This is a genomic window from Paenibacillus sp. FSL R5-0766, assembly GCF_037971845.1.
Lineage (GTDB): Bacteria > Bacillota > Bacilli > Paenibacillales > Paenibacillaceae > Paenibacillus.
This window is the reverse complement of the sequence record NZ_CP150227.1, coordinates 1,191,205-1,208,111: the sequence shown is the minus strand read 5'-3', so window position 1 is coordinate 1,208,111 and position 16,907 is coordinate 1,191,205. Positions and strand designations below refer to the sequence as shown.

Annotated in this window: 15 protein-coding genes; 3 read left to right on the top strand and 12 right to left on the bottom strand. The window is 46.8% G+C overall.

The genetic code is table 11. The features are described 5' to 3' along the window. Nucleotides 1–58 precede the first annotated feature (58 nt). The 7 genes from MKY66_RS05390 to MKY66_RS05360 form a co-directional block, all read right to left on the bottom strand. On the bottom strand, nt 59–400 hold the full coding sequence (locus tag MKY66_RS05390; protein ID WP_076213546.1) for a DUF4190 domain-containing protein: 342 nt from the start codon (nt 398–400) through the stop codon (nt 59–61). A 429-nt stretch (nt 401–829) separates the two neighbouring features. Further along, on the bottom strand, nt 830–1,585 hold the full coding sequence (locus MKY66_RS05385; protein WP_076213541.1) for an amino acid ABC transporter ATP-binding protein: 756 nt from the start codon (nt 1,583–1,585) through the stop codon (nt 830–832). A gap of 33 nt (nt 1,586–1,618) precedes the next feature. Further along, a complete protein-coding gene (locus MKY66_RS05380; protein ID WP_076213538.1) occupies nt 1,619–2,278 on the bottom strand; it encodes an amino acid ABC transporter permease in 660 nt (219 codons plus the stop codon). A gap of 112 nt (nt 2,279–2,390) precedes the next feature. Beyond that, entirely contained in the window at nt 2,391–3,161 is a 771-nt protein-coding gene (locus MKY66_RS05375; protein WP_036606344.1) for an amino acid ABC transporter substrate-binding protein, read from the bottom strand. A 132-nt stretch (nt 3,162–3,293) separates the two neighbouring features. After that, nucleotides 3,294–3,851, bottom strand: coding sequence for a DUF4825 domain-containing protein (locus MKY66_RS05370; protein WP_076213535.1), 558 nt, complete (start codon nt 3,849–3,851; stop codon nt 3,294–3,296). Continuing rightward, nucleotides 3,848–4,543: a permease prefix domain 1-containing protein gene (locus MKY66_RS05365; RefSeq protein ID WP_076213533.1), complete on the bottom strand. Its 696-nt coding sequence runs from the start codon at nt 4,541–4,543 to the stop codon at nt 3,848–3,850. The genes MKY66_RS05370 and MKY66_RS05365 overlap by 4 nt, the downstream gene beginning before the upstream one ends. Then, nucleotides 4,540–4,899 (bottom strand): PadR family transcriptional regulator, encoded by a 360-nt coding sequence (locus MKY66_RS05360; protein WP_047841826.1) that lies wholly within the window; start codon nt 4,897–4,899, stop codon nt 4,540–4,542. Before MKY66_RS05360 ends, MKY66_RS05365 begins: the two co-directional genes overlap by 4 nt. Nucleotides 4,900–5,089: 190 nt before the next feature. On the opposite strand from MKY66_RS05360, the gene MKY66_RS05355 reads away from it, so the two are divergent. Next, nucleotides 5,090–5,596 carry a hypothetical protein gene (locus tag MKY66_RS05355; RefSeq protein ID WP_339806988.1) on the top strand — a complete coding sequence of 169 codons (507 nt, stop codon included), beginning with the start codon at nt 5,090–5,092 and terminating at the stop codon, nt 5,594–5,596. Between the two features lie 119 nt (nt 5,597–5,715). On the opposite strand, the gene MKY66_RS05350 is transcribed toward MKY66_RS05355, so the two are convergent. Next, nucleotides 5,716–7,221, bottom strand: coding sequence for an alpha-glucosidase/alpha-galactosidase (locus tag MKY66_RS05350; protein WP_076213528.1), 1,506 nt, complete (start codon nt 7,219–7,221; stop codon nt 5,716–5,718). 189 nt (nt 7,222–7,410) lie between these two features. Then, nucleotides 7,411–8,424: an AraC family transcriptional regulator gene (locus tag MKY66_RS05345; RefSeq protein WP_076213525.1), complete on the bottom strand. Its 1,014-nt coding sequence runs from the start codon at nt 8,422–8,424 to the stop codon at nt 7,411–7,413. A 181-nt stretch (nt 8,425–8,605) separates the two neighbouring features. Between MKY66_RS05345 and MKY66_RS05340 the strand changes: the two genes are divergently transcribed. After that, nucleotides 8,606–9,232: a histidine phosphatase family protein gene (locus MKY66_RS05340; protein WP_076213523.1), complete on the top strand. Its 627-nt coding sequence runs from the start codon at nt 8,606–8,608 to the stop codon at nt 9,230–9,232. A gap of 219 nt (nt 9,233–9,451) precedes the next feature. On the opposite strand, the gene MKY66_RS05335 is transcribed toward MKY66_RS05340, so the two are convergent. Both MKY66_RS05335 and MKY66_RS05330 read right to left on the bottom strand, forming a co-directional pair. Further along, nucleotides 9,452–11,788 (bottom strand): rhamnogalacturonan lyase, encoded by a 2,337-nt coding sequence (locus tag MKY66_RS05335; RefSeq protein WP_076213623.1) that lies wholly within the window; start codon nt 11,786–11,788, stop codon nt 9,452–9,454. Nucleotides 11,789–12,263: 475 nt separating this feature from the next. Further along, entirely contained in the window at nt 12,264–13,250 is a 987-nt protein-coding gene (locus MKY66_RS05330) for a LacI family DNA-binding transcriptional regulator (RefSeq protein ID WP_256704284.1), read from the bottom strand. Between the two features lie 85 nt (nt 13,251–13,335). Here MKY66_RS05330 and MKY66_RS05325 point away from each other — a divergent pair, with 85 nt between their 5' ends. Then, complete coding sequence (locus MKY66_RS05325; RefSeq protein ID WP_076213520.1) at nt 13,336–14,163, top strand: HAD-IIB family hydrolase; 828 nt, start codon at nt 13,336–13,338, stop codon at nt 14,161–14,163. A 158-nt stretch (nt 14,164–14,321) separates the two neighbouring features. Here MKY66_RS05325 and MKY66_RS05320 read toward each other — a convergent pair whose 3' ends face one another. Next, entirely contained in the window at nt 14,322–16,766 is a 2,445-nt protein-coding gene (locus MKY66_RS05320; protein ID WP_179088554.1) for a glycoside hydrolase family 6 protein, read from the bottom strand. Nucleotides 16,767–16,907 lie beyond the last annotated feature (141 nt).

Here is a 16,907-nt window from a genome sequence, read left to right as displayed (position 1 = left end):
AGGTACGCCTTTGCTTTTCTAGTTTTAGATACAATCTAAGTTTGCTAACTTCATATTTCTAGTATGTAGAAGATATATCAAAGCTTGTGACAGCGAAAGTAAACAATAGCACGAACGCAATAAGTAATACATACATCGCTGTACCAATGATTCCACAAACTAGACCAGCAATCGCTAACCCTTTTCCTTGCTCCATGCGAACTCTGATCTCTTTGAAGGCTAAAGATGCAAATATAATCGCGGCGATTCCGATTAAAATTCCCACGTAAGGAATCGTGACGGACAGAATCCCCAAAACAAGTGATACAATCGACTTACTATTGGTCTTTGGTACTACATAAGGCGGTGGTGGCAATGTGTCGTTATAATAATGATCTACATCATTTTCGTGATGTTCCAAGGTAAATCCTCCCTTCAAGGATATGAATTTAAGAACTGTTTATCCATGTGATGATACAAATCAAGAATACCTCTAACATATAGATATTATTATAGTCGTAATACTTTTCTGAATATCTTTGGGGGATCACTACGATGAAAATCGATAAAGTAATGAACATACTTATGATTGTGATGCTTCTACCTATTGCTCTTTATCGAAATAATGTAGCTGTATTATGTTTTAGTATTGTTTTGTTTGGAATCATGAGTTACACCACTTATCGAATGCGAACACGTTGGAATGTAGTAACTTATATCGTGTTGACCCTTGTATTGATGATCTGGAACATATACCTGTGGACATAAGCTATATTTTTTAAAAAAAGAACGCACCCTTATTACTCAAAGGATTGCGTTCTTTCCACATTTCTTAGATTTGAAGTCTCTTCTATCCTTCCACTTCCACCCGCTGCAAAAATGTCCGAGTACGTGCAAGTTTTGGATTGCCGAAGATCTGTTCTGGAGGTCCCGCCTCTGCGATTTCCCCGTTATCCATGAAGAATACGCGATCCGCAACGTCACGGGCGAAGCCCATCTCATGCGTGACGATCATCATCGTCATGTTTTCCTGTGCCAGCTGTTTGATTACGCGTAACACTTCCCCGGTCAGCTCCGGATCAAGTGCCGATGTCGGCTCATCGAACAGGAGGATGTCCGGTTGCATCATGAGTGCGCGGGCAATAGCTACACGTTGTTTCTGTCCACCGGACAGATTACCAGGGTAGACATCGGCCTTGTCCGACAGCCCTACTTTGCCGAGTAATTCCAGACTGCGATGCCTGATGACGCTTGAACTTTCTTTTTTCAAAGTTTTCGGTGCGAGTTCCAGATTATCTTGTACAGTCAGATGCGGGAACAAGTTGAAATGCTGGAATACCATCCCCATACGATCCGTCATCTTGCGAATATCTGCGGCACCCGCGTAACGGCCATTATCAACCAACGTCTGATCCTGAATGCGAATCGTTCCGCCCGAAATATCCTCCAGATGAATCAGGCTGCGCAGCATCGTACTTTTCCCCGAACCCGAAGGTCCGATGACGGCAATTACTTCGCCTGGTTCCACGTTGAAAGATACCTGTTTCAGTACATCAAGTGTGCCGAATGATTTTCTCAATTGATTTACTTCTATTATATGTGTCATATGCAGACAGTCCTTTGATTGATCAGATTTAATTTATTCAAATGAAAACCGCTTCTCCAGTGCCTTGAACAGCACGGTGAGTACAAGTGTCATGAGCAGATACATAACCGCCGCCACGAAGAAAGGTGTCAGCTGTAAGTCGCGATTTACCGCCGCTTGGGCGTAATACAACAGCTCGGGCACAGCCACGGCATAGAGCAGTGCCGTATCCTTGATGAGCGTAATGGATTCATTGGCCGTTGCGGGCAATACTACACGAATCATCTGAGGAATAATGACTTTAGTCATCGTTTGCCACTTTGTTAACCCCAGTACCTTCGCTGCCTCATGTTGCCCCTTATCAATGGAAAGCAGTCCGCCCCTGAAGATTTCAGCGAAGTACGCCGCATAGTTTAGGATGAACGCAATCCCCGCTGCAACAAAACGATCAAACACCAGATACTCTCCAATCACCGGAAGCAACGGTAATCCAAAGCAGAAGAATAGAATTTGGAGCAGCAGCGGTGTTCCTCGCATCACATATACATACGTATGGGCAATCCATGCCAGTGGTTTAATTTGGCTTCTCATAGCAAGCGTGACCGCAAATCCAAGCGGTACAGATAACACAATCGCTAGCAAGAACATGAAAACGGTGGTCTGCGCACCCTCTAGCATAGGTTTTAAAATGGTCGATAAATAATCCCAACTCATTGTTTTGTCTCCTCTAATCTGTTAACCCCGCATTCCTCTGGGGCATGAATCGCTCCAGCATGGAATACGGGGTCCGTTTTGTTTCTAACTATATATCAGGTGTGTAACCTGCCTATTTCAAAACCTTGTCTTCACCCAACCATTGGGTGGAGATTTTAGCAGCTGTTCCGTCTGCATTCAGCTCATCCAACGCTTTTTGCAGCTGATTCAGAAGCTCTTCATTGCCTTTTTTGATACCAATGCCATATTGTTCCGGTGCAAGAGATTCATCCATCAGTTTGAATGTTCCCTCTTCTTTGGACATGTAGTATCTCGCTACCACTTCATCAATGATGACCGCATCCAGACGTTTTGTCTTCAGATCCGTCAGTGCAAGCACGTTATCCTTAAATTCGGAAGCTTTCACTTTATCCTTCAGTGGACTTGCTGCTAGTGCATCTGCCGCGGAGGATAGTGCCTGCAATCCCACATTTTTACCATCGAGTTCATCCAGCTTTGTGATTGGCGAGTCTGCCAAGGTAATAGCTACCTGACTGTTTTCCAGATACGGCTTCGTAAAGAGCACTTTCTCTTTACGCTCATCCGTAATGGTGTACCCGTTCCAGATCATATCGATCCGGCCACTGTTCAGCTCTGATTCTTTGGAAGACCAGTCGATTGGCTGGAATGTGATTTCTTTACCCATTTTCTCCGCTGCAGCTCTTGCGTAATCAATATCAAAACCAACAATTTCATTCTGCTCGTCCCGGAAGCCCATTGGAGCAAACTTGTCATCAATTCCTACAACAATCGTGTTATCGTCTTTGCTTGCGGAACTGGAACAACCAGCCACAATCAATACACATATACTAATAAATAATAGTAGAATCGCTTTTTTTCTCATCTCTCGAACCCCTCCAAGTCTGTAACCAAAACCCAAACGCTTTAGTTCGTTACCACGTTATCAGAGATTTATAATAACATAGCATGGGAGAAGAGTCGAGTCTCTTGCCTATTTCCTTCTATTTCATGCAGCTTAATTGTCAACAATCTGTGAAAAAACCTCTTTCACTTGTGCCGGTTCCACCAGCTTCTCGCGTACAGTCGAATTCCATAGCTCCGGGTTCTGAAGCTCCTTTAATTCCGTACCTGTCCATTGTTGGGCAGATTCACGACGTAAGGTATGGCTGGTATTCTCAAACTGGTAGACGATCTGCTCCAGATTATCGATCATAACAAAGTTCGCAACCGCATTATATACAAGTATCCGCTCAAGTTCCTCTGCATCCATCTCACGCGTATCCAAGCTATAATTCACTTGGACCGTGAACGTCTCCGGGTACAGTTGGTAACCATTCAATCTTTCACGTAAAGGTAAAGCCTGATTCAGATGACTAAGGTTTGAATGATCACCCATGTAGGGACTGCGATATTCGGCTAACGCGGCAAAATCATGTGTCAGCGGATTCTGCTGCTCTTCCTCGTACCGAGCCTGTTTCGCCTCGATCTTCGGATTAACGAAGCCCTCAACAATCACTAAGCCAATGATGCCCAACACAACAAGTGTTATAATCCATATGTTTCTAATTCTCATAACGCATCACTCACTTCATACTTACTAACGATCCGATACGCGCGATGCACAACCAAAGGAATAATAACACTTAGTAATGGGATGGCAAAGGCAATGACGATCACTGCAAACTGATAGGGTCCATCCACCTGAATGGGTCGATTAAACCAGATGCTGCTTCCGAATCGCAACGCTGCCTGCGTCCCCCATAGTACGAGTATTAATACCGCCCACAACCACCATATTCTGCGATTCCACTGCACTAAGGCAGGAATTCGAATAACCGTGGTTTTCACGGAAGTTGCAGAATCGTTCGTCTTGTTGATCAACAGATACAATACATACATGCCACCAACAATGAGACTCACGATCATAAGCAGATTGTTTATGGCGGAGCCTTGCATCAGCACTCTCATTGGAATGGTAATGATCCAGGCTATGAGGCTATAAATCAGAGCAGACTGCAACAACGCTGTCCAGTAAGGAACACGTTGTACCCTTCGATGGTCACTCATCACTTCATCCATACCAGCGATATGCTGAATGGCGGTCTGGAACGCCTTCTCTTCACTCATCCCCTGCGAGATATAATCGTCAATCCGCGCAGCGAGATTGCTGTGAATCTCTTCTTTTAATTCTCGGTTGTCCAATGTATCTTGTGCATGAGCGAACAAACGATTCACATGACGGGTGATGCGAACTTCCAATCTCATAGGTCTTCATCTCCTTTTTCTCCAGTGACAATCATGCAATCAATCAGTGCCTTGGCTGCTTGCCAAGCATGAACCTGCTCTCTATAGGCTTCGAGGCCTTGCGTTGTAATTCGGTAATATTTGCGTCGTCCTCCCTGCGTCTCTTCCCCCCAGTAGGACTCCACATATCCACTCTTCTCCAGCCTCTTCAAACTGGAATAAAGCGTGGGTTCCTTCAATTCAAACTGCTCTCCGCTCTTGCGATAGATCTCCTTAATAATGCTGTAGCCATAGTTATCTGCGGGTATAAGTACACTCAGAATGATGGGGTCAATATTGCCCCGAATCAGATCACTGTTAATCACTTGCACATCCATCTACGAGTTTCACCGACTTTCTTCCGTCCTGTGTATACTATAAGACACATTACTATGTCTGTAAAGGTAATATGTATCACATGGTAAATATGCATCGCAAGAGTAACTTTAGCAACATTCCTCTCTTGCTTTTCGTCTGGAAGATATTAGGGAGGTGGACAAAATAAAATTCTTCAATACGTTAAGAACCTTGACCACATTGGTATTTCTTTCAACTATGCTGATATTATCTGGCTGTAATTCGACTCCAAGTAATGTTACAAAGGAAATCGAAATGGGACTAGAACAGGTTCAGGAATCGGAATCCAACTTACCTCAGAAACTTCCTACGCCAACTATTCAGAGCGAAAGCGGCATCTCTATTCCCGCTATCCAGGGCAGTTATTGTTGGGGAGGCGCCTGCGCTGATTACGCTAGCCTAAATTTTGAAGACAACACTCCCGTCCAAGTTCTTGTCGGTGAGACTTTATCCATAGATATGGGTATAGATATCCCCCCAGATGAGATAAATATTTCTGAATATGTGAACAAGCGCAATCAATCCATTACTTCTACGGAGGGGACCTTCCAACTTCCCAAGGAACCAGGGACACATTATTACAGTGCATTTCTCCGCTGGTCTTCACCTCAAGATTCACAGATCAGCCTAGGAGATACTTCTTTTACGTTTGTGGTTCATGTCGTTGAATCAAAATAAAACCAAACAGGCCCTCCAATACTGGGGAGGGCCCGTCTACTCTTTATATTTCTTATTCGTTTTTCTTCATTTGATTCCATATTCCGTTTATATTTCGTTATTGTACATCTTGCCTCCATCTATTGCTGCACTTTCTCTCTATCTTTCCCTTTATCGGATTCACCTGCGTTTTTGTTGGCAGCATCGCGATCCTGTTTCATTTCTTCCACCGTTTTCACCTTAAGACGTGCTGCACCTTCATATTCCTTTGTTGGAATAAGGTCGCCAGCAGCAAGTCTCTCTTCTGCGGCAGCAATCGCATCCCCGTACTGCGGCAACCACTGGGCCTGTGCAACCAGCATCTCGTCGACCATCTGCCAGATTTCTTTTGGATTACACACGGCACCCACGAGCGGGTCCATCATGAACGCCTGACGAAGTAATTTGTCGTCTCCGTTCACCGCGGCTTCAACCGCAAGACGTTGCACGAAAATGCTCACATTACATACCGCAGCCGGACCAAGTGGCAGATCGCCTACATGCGGCATGGAGATGCCGTTGCGATCCACATATCCCGGTGCTTCAATAATCGCATCATCTGGCAGGTTCGAGATTACTCCATTATTAACGGTATTGAAATGTCCACGATAGACACGTCCCGTCTCCAGCCCTTCAATAATGTACGAACCGTGCTCCTCACCCCGTTTTTCCGGAATGAATTGCATCGGTTCATCCTTCATCCAGTTTGGAAAATCAGTCTCAAACCAGTTGCGTCCCTCGGTACATACCCGCAGATACCCACCTGTCTCTCCGTTAATCCAGTTGCCCAGGTCGATCCATTCGTTGATCTCTTCCGGACGTTTGCGATACCACGGCACATATTCACTCAGATGACCATTCGATTCCGTGCTGTAGTATCCGAAGCGGCGCAGCATATCGATCCGCACTTTCTCAGTGCGGCTGTACTCCGGATGTTTCTCGAAGGCTTCGAGCAGATCACCTGTAAGGTCTTTACCTTCATGAGACGCCTGAATGTACCAGGTCTGATGGTTGATGCCGGCACAGATAATATCCACTTCGCTCTTTTTCAAGCCAAAAGCTTCCGCAATCTGATGATGACCATGCTGTACACCATGACACAGTCCGATCGTCCGCACACCACCATACTTATTGCAAGCCCAAGTCAGCATCGCCATCGGATTGGAATAGTTCAAGAGCAGCACGTCGGGTGCACTCTGTTCACGAATATCTTTACAGATATCCAGCATCTCGGCGATTCCCCGTTGTCCGTACATAATGCCGCCTGCACACAGCGTATCGCCGACACATTGATCAACCCCATATTTCAGTGGAATATCCACATCGGTTGCAAATGCTTCCAGTCCCCCAACACGAATCGTACACAGTACATACTTCGCATCTTTTAACGCTTCTCTCCGATCCGTTGTCGGCTGAATCTGAATATTCAATCCATTCTCACGGATATCCCGCTGACACAGCTCAGTCACCATATCCAGATTGTGCTGGTTAATATCGCAGAACGCAATCTCGATGTTGTTAAACTCTGGTACCGTGAGCAAATCCCTTAGCAATCCCCGTGTAAATCCGATACTTCCTGCCCCGATAAACGCCACTTTAAACGACATGCCTATGTCCTCCCCTAATCCGAATCTTTTGCTTCGGTTAATGACTCTCTTCATGAAATCATTGTACCAACGGCAAATAGGGAAGCGTTATCAAAATCATGACCTGTTCAAGATCTTGTTGTCAAAAATCCTAACTTTTATGCGCCAGATCCACTAATCGATATGTATTCAAAAATAACTGCAATCGGCTCATTCATCCGGCGGGTACTGACTAACATGTCGTTCCATAGAGGAGCGAAATTCAACTGGAGTCGAGCCTGTATATTTCTTGAACAACATATGAAAATACTGACGACTGCCTACTCCAACATAGTCGGAGATTTCCGAAATCGGGATATTCGTCTGCTGAAGCAGCATCTTGGCCTTCTCCATGCGAAGCATCGTCAGGTAGTCGGTAGGTGTGCGCTGCGTGTGCTGACGAAAAATACGATGTAAATAGCCTGGATGCAGATTAACTGCTGCCGCAATATCCTTCATCTGAATGTTGCGATCCATATTGTGATGCATGAATTCAATGGTTCGTTTGACATACAGCTCCGCCTGATCTGGCGCACTCCGGCTCATTTCTCCGCGCAGACGTGCAACACGGACCAGCAACTGAATAAACAGTGTACGTACCAGCATACCCTGTTCCGGGGACGAGAGATTCCGGGCTTCGCGATGTTGTGCCCTTTTCTCTGTAGGAATAACTCCTATTGGTAAAGATGACCTTCCTTGCTCCAGCAGACCTCGCTGGTCGAGTTCCAGGACCAGACTTTTCATAATATGATACACCTCTTCCGGGTCAGGCAGTACCAGATATGGCGAAGCATTAGAGAGTAGAGTGCGAACTTCTTCCTCCTCCAGCGCGAGCTGACGGATGGATAGCTGTCCGGGAGGCGAGCCTGAGAATCCAAACTCCACATTGAGCATCCGGCAAGGGACACCATCTTCCACCAGCAAACGGTGCGGGACACCTGCGTCCAGCATAATGAACTGCCCTTTTTTCAAAACAGCCTGCTCCGAACTCCCATCCGACATCTGCACATCCACCCGGCACATTCCCGAAATAATATACATGATCTCTGTGGATTCATGATGGTGATAGGACATACGATAGTTGTCCCACTGCTTGTAATAGTAAGCGTAGAAACGCGGCCCGCAGTCCTCAGTTCGCAATGCCTCCTGATACAGGCTTCCTGTCCAGTGCTTCGTAATGCTCATATCCATACCTCCATTCCTACAATGATCGATCCTCACTTTTCTCCATTGTAACAATTCTGTCGGGTGGATATAAACTGTCCTGACTTAAATGATGGTTGTATTATGTAATTAGATAAATATATAATTAGTATATCATCTAATCCTTTATGTAAACTGTCTATACTTAAGGAGGTTTCCGCTCATGAGTACCACCTTTCATTTGGTGAGACATGGTCTCAAAGAACGACGAATCGGTGATGTCTCCCTCACTTCCGAAGGGGCTTTACAAGCCGAAGCCACGGCACTTCATTTTGCCAAAGCTACCTTTCCCGTTACTAAAATTCTTACCAGCCCACTTCGACGAGCCCGAGAAACCGCAAGTATGATTTCCCGCCTTACCCATGCCCATATAACCGAAGACCCTCGCCTGCGCGAACGTGCCAATTGGGGCGATTCCCCGGATCAGTCATTCGAAGAATTCATTGCGATGTGGGATCGATGTACGTCTGACCCAGATTTCATTCCACCCGTGGGAGACTCGGCAAAACAGGCTGGTGAACGTCTGGCCTCCCTCCTAACCGAACTGGCTAATGAAGAGCCAGAGAACAGTAACATTATTGTGGTTGCACATGGTGGACTCATTACGGATTTTCTGGTGCAAACCTTTACCGAGCGTGAGCTTAACGTCTGGCATTCCGACTTTATAGCTATGCAGAACCAATTGATCCCCGAATGCTCCATCACCACATTGATCCATGATCAAGGAAATTACACCATTGAAGCGTTCGCTTCAACCGAGCATCTAGACTCTAACGATATAAAAGATTGACGTAACATGGATCGCCCGAACATGGCAAGCTCTATTCCCAACTCCATCAGATCCTCATGTAAAAAAGCTCTGAAACCCCCATGTGCCGAGACACAGGGGAGAATCCAGAGCTTTACAACACTTCAAAATGCTTTAGAACTTGCTCATAACCATTGACGCTGCTTCTTTACGTTACAATCTGATCCAGTTTTATGCTATCTTACTATTTCATCAACCTGCTTACTTTCCGCCCTTACCTGGCGTGTAGAACTTAGGCAGCGTTACTTTGGACCAGTCCATATCCGACGCCATGTAAAAGGACGGATAGGAAGGCTGGTTGTATCCACTGTTCTGCCCGGCAATGCCCACACGATACATCGCATCATGCATCAGCGTGTACAATTTGCGGTCCGTTTTCTCGGTACTCAGATAGATACGAATCGCTGAACTGTCGGTGGTTCTCACCAGCATCTCTTCCCGCCAATCCCCGAAGATATCAGCCACGAGAGAAGGTGTACCTTTGGTGTGATTGTTAGTCAATGTGCCTGTTGCCGTCAGCAATGTGCCACGATTCCAGTCTTTGATGGTTGGTGTAACATCAATCGCACCATCAACGATCTGTGTCGTCATATCGGCAGCCCAACGGATATTCATATTCGTTCCCGGCATCTGATCATTGATTTTTTCACCAGTCGCTGTCCATAATCCTACAGCCCATGTCTCCAGCCCACGGCGAGTCGGATCAACATCCCCCACCATGCCGCGACCGGTATCTTTCCCCGTGTATCCACCATAGATTACTTCTCCGGTCTTCGCATCACGCAGGGAATAGCCGTATGGCGCCCAAGGACCACCCTCATGTACCATAAAAATCTCCAGTCCCGGACGATCCGGGTCGATATCTGCCACATGAAGAGCGTCCCCATGACCCAGACGGGCAATGGTTCCCGGTGCAGCACTTTCGGCAGGCATCAGGTCTGTTGAGCTGTACAGCACGCTGCCGTCATGATCAATCGTGGCGGAGCCATAGATAATCTCCTGTTTGCCGTCTCCATCCACATCCGCCACACTGAAATAGTGCGCTCCCTGAGTAGTAATGGAGCCGTACTCTGGATCTGTGCCATCCACACCATGCGGCCCGTCATTGAACGGGTTCTTCATCGGTGTCCAGCCGCTGTCCACTTTCCATTCCTTTTTCAGCTTCTTGCCGTCCCAATTGTAGGCAACCATCGTTGAACGTGTATAATATCCGCGTGCAAAGATAGCAGACGGTTTATTTCCATCCAGATACGCCACGCCTGCCAGGAAACGGTCCACCCGATTGCCCGGTTCGATCCGTGCCATTGCATAATCGCCCCACATCAGACCATCATCATAACGCTCAGGTTCATATGGAATGGTCTCCAGCTCTTTGCCTGATTTGCCTTCAAATACCGTAACATACTCAGGACCATCCACGATAAAACCTTCAAACTTGCGCAGCTCATTGCGGTTGCTGCGTTCTACCGCATATACATCAATGAAGTAGTCAGCCAGGCTCTCGGCATCCTGCTGAGATAATGGGTAATTATATTTTTTCTCCATTCCAAAAGCCTCTTCCAATGTCGCAGGCCAGTTCCCTTTCACAACCTCATCATGTTTATGCCAGCTTCTGAACATATCCACCACGTGGTCGTAGTAACCGTCAGCACTTAAACGATAATCATCCTCGTTCTTCACACCTGCCTTGCGATCTTCCTTCGGTAACGTGATGTACTTCTCGGATGTCACTTTGCCTTTTTTGTTATATTTGATAATCTTCGTGCCCGGAGCGGTCTTAAACATCATCTCGGCTTTGCCATCCCCGTCAAAATCATAAACGAGCATCTGTGTATAGTGAGCACCTGCCCGGATGTTGACCCCAAGATCGATTCGGTACAGCAATTGTCCGTCCAGGGTGTACGCATCAATGTAGGTTTTACCGGTGTATCCTTTTTGCGATACGTCCTTGGCATTGGAAGGGTCCCATTTGACGAAAAACTCATATTGGCCATCCCCATCCACATCACCCACGCTCATGTCATTGGCGGAATACGTGTAAGCTTCTCCCGCAGGCGTCACACCATCGGCGGGTTTTTTCAGTGGAATGTCCACATAGCCGTTCGCCCAAGGTTTGACGGATGCACTGCGTTTGCTCTCCTTGCCCTTCTTGTTGACTGCTGCCACTTCATAACGGGAAGACGATTTGCCTGCGGCATCTACATAGTTGGTGCTGTCGGTGACGGTAGCGACCTTTTTGCCATCACGGTAGACGTTGAAGTCCGTACCTGTCAGCCCTTTGTCGCTATACCCTGTAGCCTCATCACCAAGCAATCTCCAACTGAGAAACACCCCTTCGGATGTCGACGCAGCCACCAGTCCCCGATCCAGATACTCCAGTTGAATACTTTTCATGTGACTGCCTCCTTTGCTAGATTGCAGGCTGGCTTCCGGCGCACCCTTCCCATTCGAAGCTTCTGCTCCAGTGATTCCTGCTGTTCCTCCAATGAGCAAAGCTACGCTGAGTGCCGAAGAGAGCACCTTGGCTGCAAGTGGCATACGAGCCTTTCTGCGGCCTGATTGCAGACCTGAAGCCGATCCTTTATGTACCGGCGCTGTTGTTTCTGAGTTCATCCACCTTCACGCTCCTTGAGACAGAATAGGTTACGTTTATACATATCGAATGATTAGACGTTCGGTAATCCATATGTTCACATTTTCCTGAATGCGCTTACAAAAGTATAAAAGAATAATTCTCCTAAACAGACTTTCTCGGCTCCGTCCCCCTTTCCTGCCCTCTTTACTCTGAGCAGCCCCATCCTGCCCGTCGGGTATTATTATAGCTACCCTGCCTGGAATGACATAGGCAAATATCCGTCCAAAACGATTAATATTCAGTGTTTGTGAGGTTATCCCGCCAAAGAATTAATTAGCACATACTAACTAACTTGGGGTACACTTTTCCAATTCACATACATCGGGCTGTCGCATTCTTTAAAGGATTTCACCATCCTTCTTTTTCTTTTACTTTCTTCTAAGTAGACTCGCGTATAATCAACGAAGTCTTATAGGTTTTCACTATAGGAGCAGATTGCATCCCCTTCAAACGCCGGGTAAGGCATTCCGTAACGTCCCTGACCATTTCGGGAATACAATTGGTTAATGTGGTCAGCTCCGGGTTAGTCATCAATCCGACAGGATGGTTATCAAACCCAATAACGGACATTTCCTGAGGCACGGATATTCCCCTTTGCTTTGCTGCTCTCAATAAACCAGTAGCTACAAAGTCACTACCCGTTATCATTCCATCCGGCAATGGAGCAGAAATAAATAATTGTTCACCCAAGGCATAACCATCCTCCATAGTTACCAGACCTGCATAACATTGTGATTTCGCACACGGAAGGCCGAACTGTTGGTGAGCCCGTTGAAACCCGTTCCATCTCTTCTCTTGCAATGGTGTCAGGTAATCCATACAGAAAAACAGATGACGGCGTCCCTTCAACAGCAAATATGAGGTCGCTTGAAAAACCGCATCTTCTTCATCCATTCGAAAGACATCGAGAAACTCCCCGTCCATCGCTTCGTTGCATATGATCCCGATGCCTGAACCTAACCATTCTTTAATTTCTCTCTCCGAGAAATGGGAATGCGCAATAATTACAGCATCCATCTCCCGATGTAACAATCGGGCATACACATCACGTTCATACTCGCGGGATAATTCGGTCTGATAGATGACAAGTCGATACCCCACGGAGCCTAAGGAACGACCTAATGCACTAACAAGCTGGCTGAAATAGGGATGCTCCACATCGGGGACAAGCACGCCGATATGATTGCTTGCCTGCAGGCGGAACTGAACCCCATGCGTATTGCGAACATATCCCAGCTCCTTGATAGCTTCTTTTACTTTTTGCCTGCTTTCAATGGATACATGAGGATGGTCGTTTAACACACGGGATACCGTAGATTTAGAAAGACCACTTACACGTGAAATATCAATTATGGTAGGCAACATAAACACCTCATATGAAAAGTATTGACCTGGGAACGTTCCCAGCAACTATGATATCGAAAACAACCTCTAGGGAGGAATAACACAAATGGAAGTCACCTATACCCCGGCTGTAACTGAATATCTGATATTTTTTGATTTTGACGAAACGTATTACCCACATGAATGTTCGCCTGAACACCTCAGAAGAGTATACGAGTTGGAAAGATATATCCAGCACCTTGCCAAAAATCATCATGTAAAGGTAGCCTGGGTCACCGGAAGCAGCATTCAGCAAATACAGGCAAAAATGAAAACGGCCGGTATGACGCAGTTCCCCCATTTTATAGCAAGCAATCTGGGAACAGATCTATGGGAAGTCCGGCATGACGGACAATTGCTTACCCTTCCTTCATGGCAAAAGATCATTCGAGAATCCGGATTCTCCCGTAGAGATGTAGAAGATTTAATTGGTGAATTGAAATCAACATACAACATTGCTCTCCACGAACAGACTCAATTTGGTCATTCCGGTTACAAAATGAACTACTATTATTATGCAGAATCTTTAGTCAAAACCCAATATGATATTCATATTATCAGGCATCTGGCTACCAATCACGGAATTGGAATCAATATCAATGAGTGTAATCCCAAGGCGGGTGATCCAGAGCACGCCTATGATGTTGATTTTATCCCCGCAGGAACCGGAAAGAAAGCGGCTGTGCAATTCCTGATCGATTACAATCAGGTGCTCCTGTCCAATACATTGGCCTTCGGTGACAGTGGAAATGACATCGAGATGCTTCAGATGGTTACCCATGGATATCTTCTCCAGAATGCAACGACCGAGGCAAAATCATTCCACCACAACGTTGCCCCCTATCCATACGCCGAGGGAATTTTGCATATATGTAGAAATTTCTTTGGCGAGTAATTCATGTTTTGGCGAAAGTACTATCAACTGTACAATGTAAATACCGCCACTTTCCTCAACGGAGAAGGGCGGTATTTTACATATGATTGACGGGTTAACATGCTTGTAGCTTATCTTAAACTCCGAATTACCGAATTACAGATCACCGATGATTCCTCTTAAGGCTCAATACCCCATACCAGGTTTTCACCTTGGTAGAGTGTTACCTTATTCCAATCCTGGTAGGATGTTTTCGTTGGATCGAAGGAGTAGTCATTCGTCTCGTCAAAGTTGGACCAGTCTGTTTTGTACATGCGAAGCTGGATGTCTCCAGTCTGTCCACCAGCCTGAATGCTGCCAGCAGCAGATGTGAAGCTCAGCTCCACATAGGAATCTGTGAAGGTACGCTGGATATTGGCTCCACCCACTTGAGCGTAATCGATGGCAGAATCCATCGCAGCTGAGCCTTCTTTGGAGAAGTAGTACCGGATCTTCAGATCACTCAGATTCACAGCAGTACTGCCCAGGTTTTTGATGTTGAAATACGGTTTGATCTGGCTATCTTGAGCATTGGTATCTCCAGCACGATATTGCACGACAAGATCACTCGTTGGTACAACGACACTTTGAGGTGTCGCGGAAGCTACAGCGGAATCGGCACTTTGCCCTGCTGCATTCACTGCACTTACCACATAATGATACGTCGTGCCGTTCGTGAGGGCAGTGTTCGTGTAGGACGTACCACTCACATTCGTGGCGATCGTTGTGAACGGACCTGTTGCACTCAGCGCGCGTTTCACATCATAACTTGTTGCACCTGTAGAAGCGGTCCACGTCAGGCTCACCTGTGCATTGCCTGCGGTTGCTGTGAGAGCAGTCGGTGCTGCTGGCGCCGTCACACCTGCAACGGGTGTAGCTGTTGCTGTTGCAGAGTTAACACTTTCACCTACTGCATTTGTTGCTGTTACCACATAATAATAGGTTGTACCATTGATCAGGCCGGTATTGCTGTAAGACGTTCCACTTACATTGGCTGCAATTGTTGTGAATGGACCAGATGCACTCAATGCCCGCTTCACACTGTAACTTGTAGCCCCTGTAGAAGCAGTCCACGTCAAGGAGACTTGAGCGTTACCGGCAGAAGCTGTCAATGCTGCTGGTGCTGCCGGAGCTGTTGTTCCCCCCGGAGGATTGCCTCCACCGTTACTTGCAGGAAGTACAGGGAATGCGTTTTCCACCAGTGCCACGAATTGATCATGGAACCAGTGACCCGATACCGGAGCATTAGGCAATGCACCTGTTAATACACCATCCCGCGTTGTGAAGGTTGGATCACACATCCGGTCGAAACCTTTGCCTTCGTTATTCGGAATTTCGGAGCTGGAGCCATCGGATTCACCCGGAGGTTTCACCCATACATAAGCATCCAGATGCGCTGGTCCTGGTGCAGCCTTAGGTGCTTCACCAATACCTGCGCCACTGGCATTACACCAGTTCCCCCGATGCTCCCGGCGATCTACACGTCCGGAGTTCACATAATCGTTGATGTTGCTGCCCGTAGCAGATGCTGGACGGTCTACCCCGCCCCACCCATTTCGGCTAGTATCAATCAGGAAACCTGTGCTGCTTGGCCAGCCAGCTTGTACGAAATCAGCATACAGCGCAGCGGTGAAATCGGTTTCGTCAAAATAAGGATTCCACTCATAAAACTTGGCAGATTTAATCGGTTGTCCACCGATATTGAGATCAGGGTTAGACAGGTTCGGCTCCCCCAGCGGTGTGGTGTTCGCTGTATTTGTAATGAAACCATCTGCACTGCTCAGACCCGCGGCTGTCCCTTGCACAACACTTGTATACAGCGCAACTGCTGCAGAACGGTTGTTATCCCATCCAAGCCAGCCGGAGTGGCCGATATCCAGATAGTTGTACACATTCGGAATGGCGTGCAGCTTGTCCAATGCATACTTCACACCCGCCTCATAGATACCTGTTGAGCTGGCTTGACCACAAGCTGGTGTACTCAGGTTGGTCACAAGGTTAGGCAGACTGTCCGGTTCAATGACAGCAATAATACGAATATCCTGATACTTCGGATCTGCGAAGATATCTGCGAGCACATCAATATAATCCGTTTTATAGGTCTGCAGTGCTGCCTGTGTTAGTGGAAGTTCACCATTCGATGCGAGTGCATGACAATCCCGTCCAGGCAAGTTATAGATAACAAATGAAGCCGTTATAGGCGTACCCGGTTTCTTTTGAGCGAGAACGGCATCCAGATGTTGCTCTACACTTTTGCGACCAGCGTTGTCCGTCCCGCCATAGATTGCAGCAATCCGATCAACCCATACTGCGGTTGGATACGATTTGACCGTCTCCATCTTGGCCTTCAACGACACATCGTTGGTCAGTGCAATGGACGTATCCACGAGAGCTGAATAGTCCTCGTTCAGATACGCGGTTGCCCCTACAAATGGATTATCCACATGTGCTTCAGCGGCCTGAGTCAAGCCTGGAGACAGTCCAGGGAAAATCCCCGCCGCGAGCAGCGTTGCTGCAAGCATTTGTTTTACACCTTTGCGCAGGATCTTCTTACCTCTCGATTTGGTTTTCAATTTAGTCTTCATAGTTCCACCTTTCCTTTAGTTAGATTGGGTTGTACTCATGTCTGATCCTCTGTGTCATTATGATGCTTAGCACGAAGAGAACGTTCGGATGAGTTGGTTGTATCACCTCCAAAAGAAATGGTTGTATCACTGGAATCTTGA

Excerpts from the sequence above, each read along its gene's own strand:
- MKY66_RS05345 (WP_076213525.1), bottom strand. The coding sequence starts at position 8,424 with ATGAGCATTACGAAGCACTGGACAGGAAGCCTGTATCAGGAGGCATTG.
- MKY66_RS05385 (WP_076213541.1), bottom strand. The coding sequence starts at position 1,585 with ATGACACATATAATAGAAGTAAATCAATTGAGAAAATCATTCGGCACA.
- MKY66_RS05360 (WP_047841826.1), bottom strand. The coding sequence starts at position 4,899 with ATGGATGTGCAAGTGATTAACAGTGATCTGATTCGGGGCAATATTGAC.
- MKY66_RS05365 (WP_076213533.1), bottom strand. The coding sequence starts at position 4,543 with ATGAGATTGGAAGTTCGCATCACCCGTCATGTGAATCGTTTGTTCGCT.
- MKY66_RS05370 (WP_076213535.1), bottom strand. The coding sequence starts at position 3,851 with ATGAGAATTAGAAACATATGGATTATAACACTTGTTGTGTTGGGCATC.
- MKY66_RS05320 (WP_179088554.1), bottom strand. The coding sequence starts at position 16,766 with ATGAAGACTAAATTGAAAACCAAATCGAGAGGTAAGAAGATCCTGCGC.
- MKY66_RS05335 (WP_076213623.1), bottom strand. The coding sequence starts at position 11,788 with ATGCCACTTGCAGCCAAGGTGCTCTCTTCGGCACTCAGCGTAGCTTTG.
- MKY66_RS05340 (WP_076213523.1), top strand. The coding sequence starts at position 8,606 with ATGAGTACCACCTTTCATTTGGTGAGACATGGTCTCAAAGAACGACGA.
- MKY66_RS05375 (WP_036606344.1), bottom strand. The coding sequence starts at position 3,161 with ATGAGAAAAAAAGCGATTCTACTATTATTTATTAGTATATGTGTATTG.
- MKY66_RS05350 (WP_076213528.1), bottom strand. The coding sequence starts at position 7,221 with ATGTCGTTTAAAGTGGCGTTTATCGGGGCAGGAAGTATCGGATTTACA.
- MKY66_RS05380 (WP_076213538.1), bottom strand. The coding sequence starts at position 2,278 with ATGAGTTGGGATTATTTATCGACCATTTTAAAACCTATGCTAGAGGGT.
- MKY66_RS05330 (WP_256704284.1), bottom strand. The coding sequence starts at position 13,250 with ATGTTGCCTACCATAATTGATATTTCACGTGTAAGTGGTCTTTCTAAA.
- MKY66_RS05325 (WP_076213520.1), top strand. The coding sequence starts at position 13,336 with ATGGAAGTCACCTATACCCCGGCTGTAACTGAATATCTGATATTTTTT.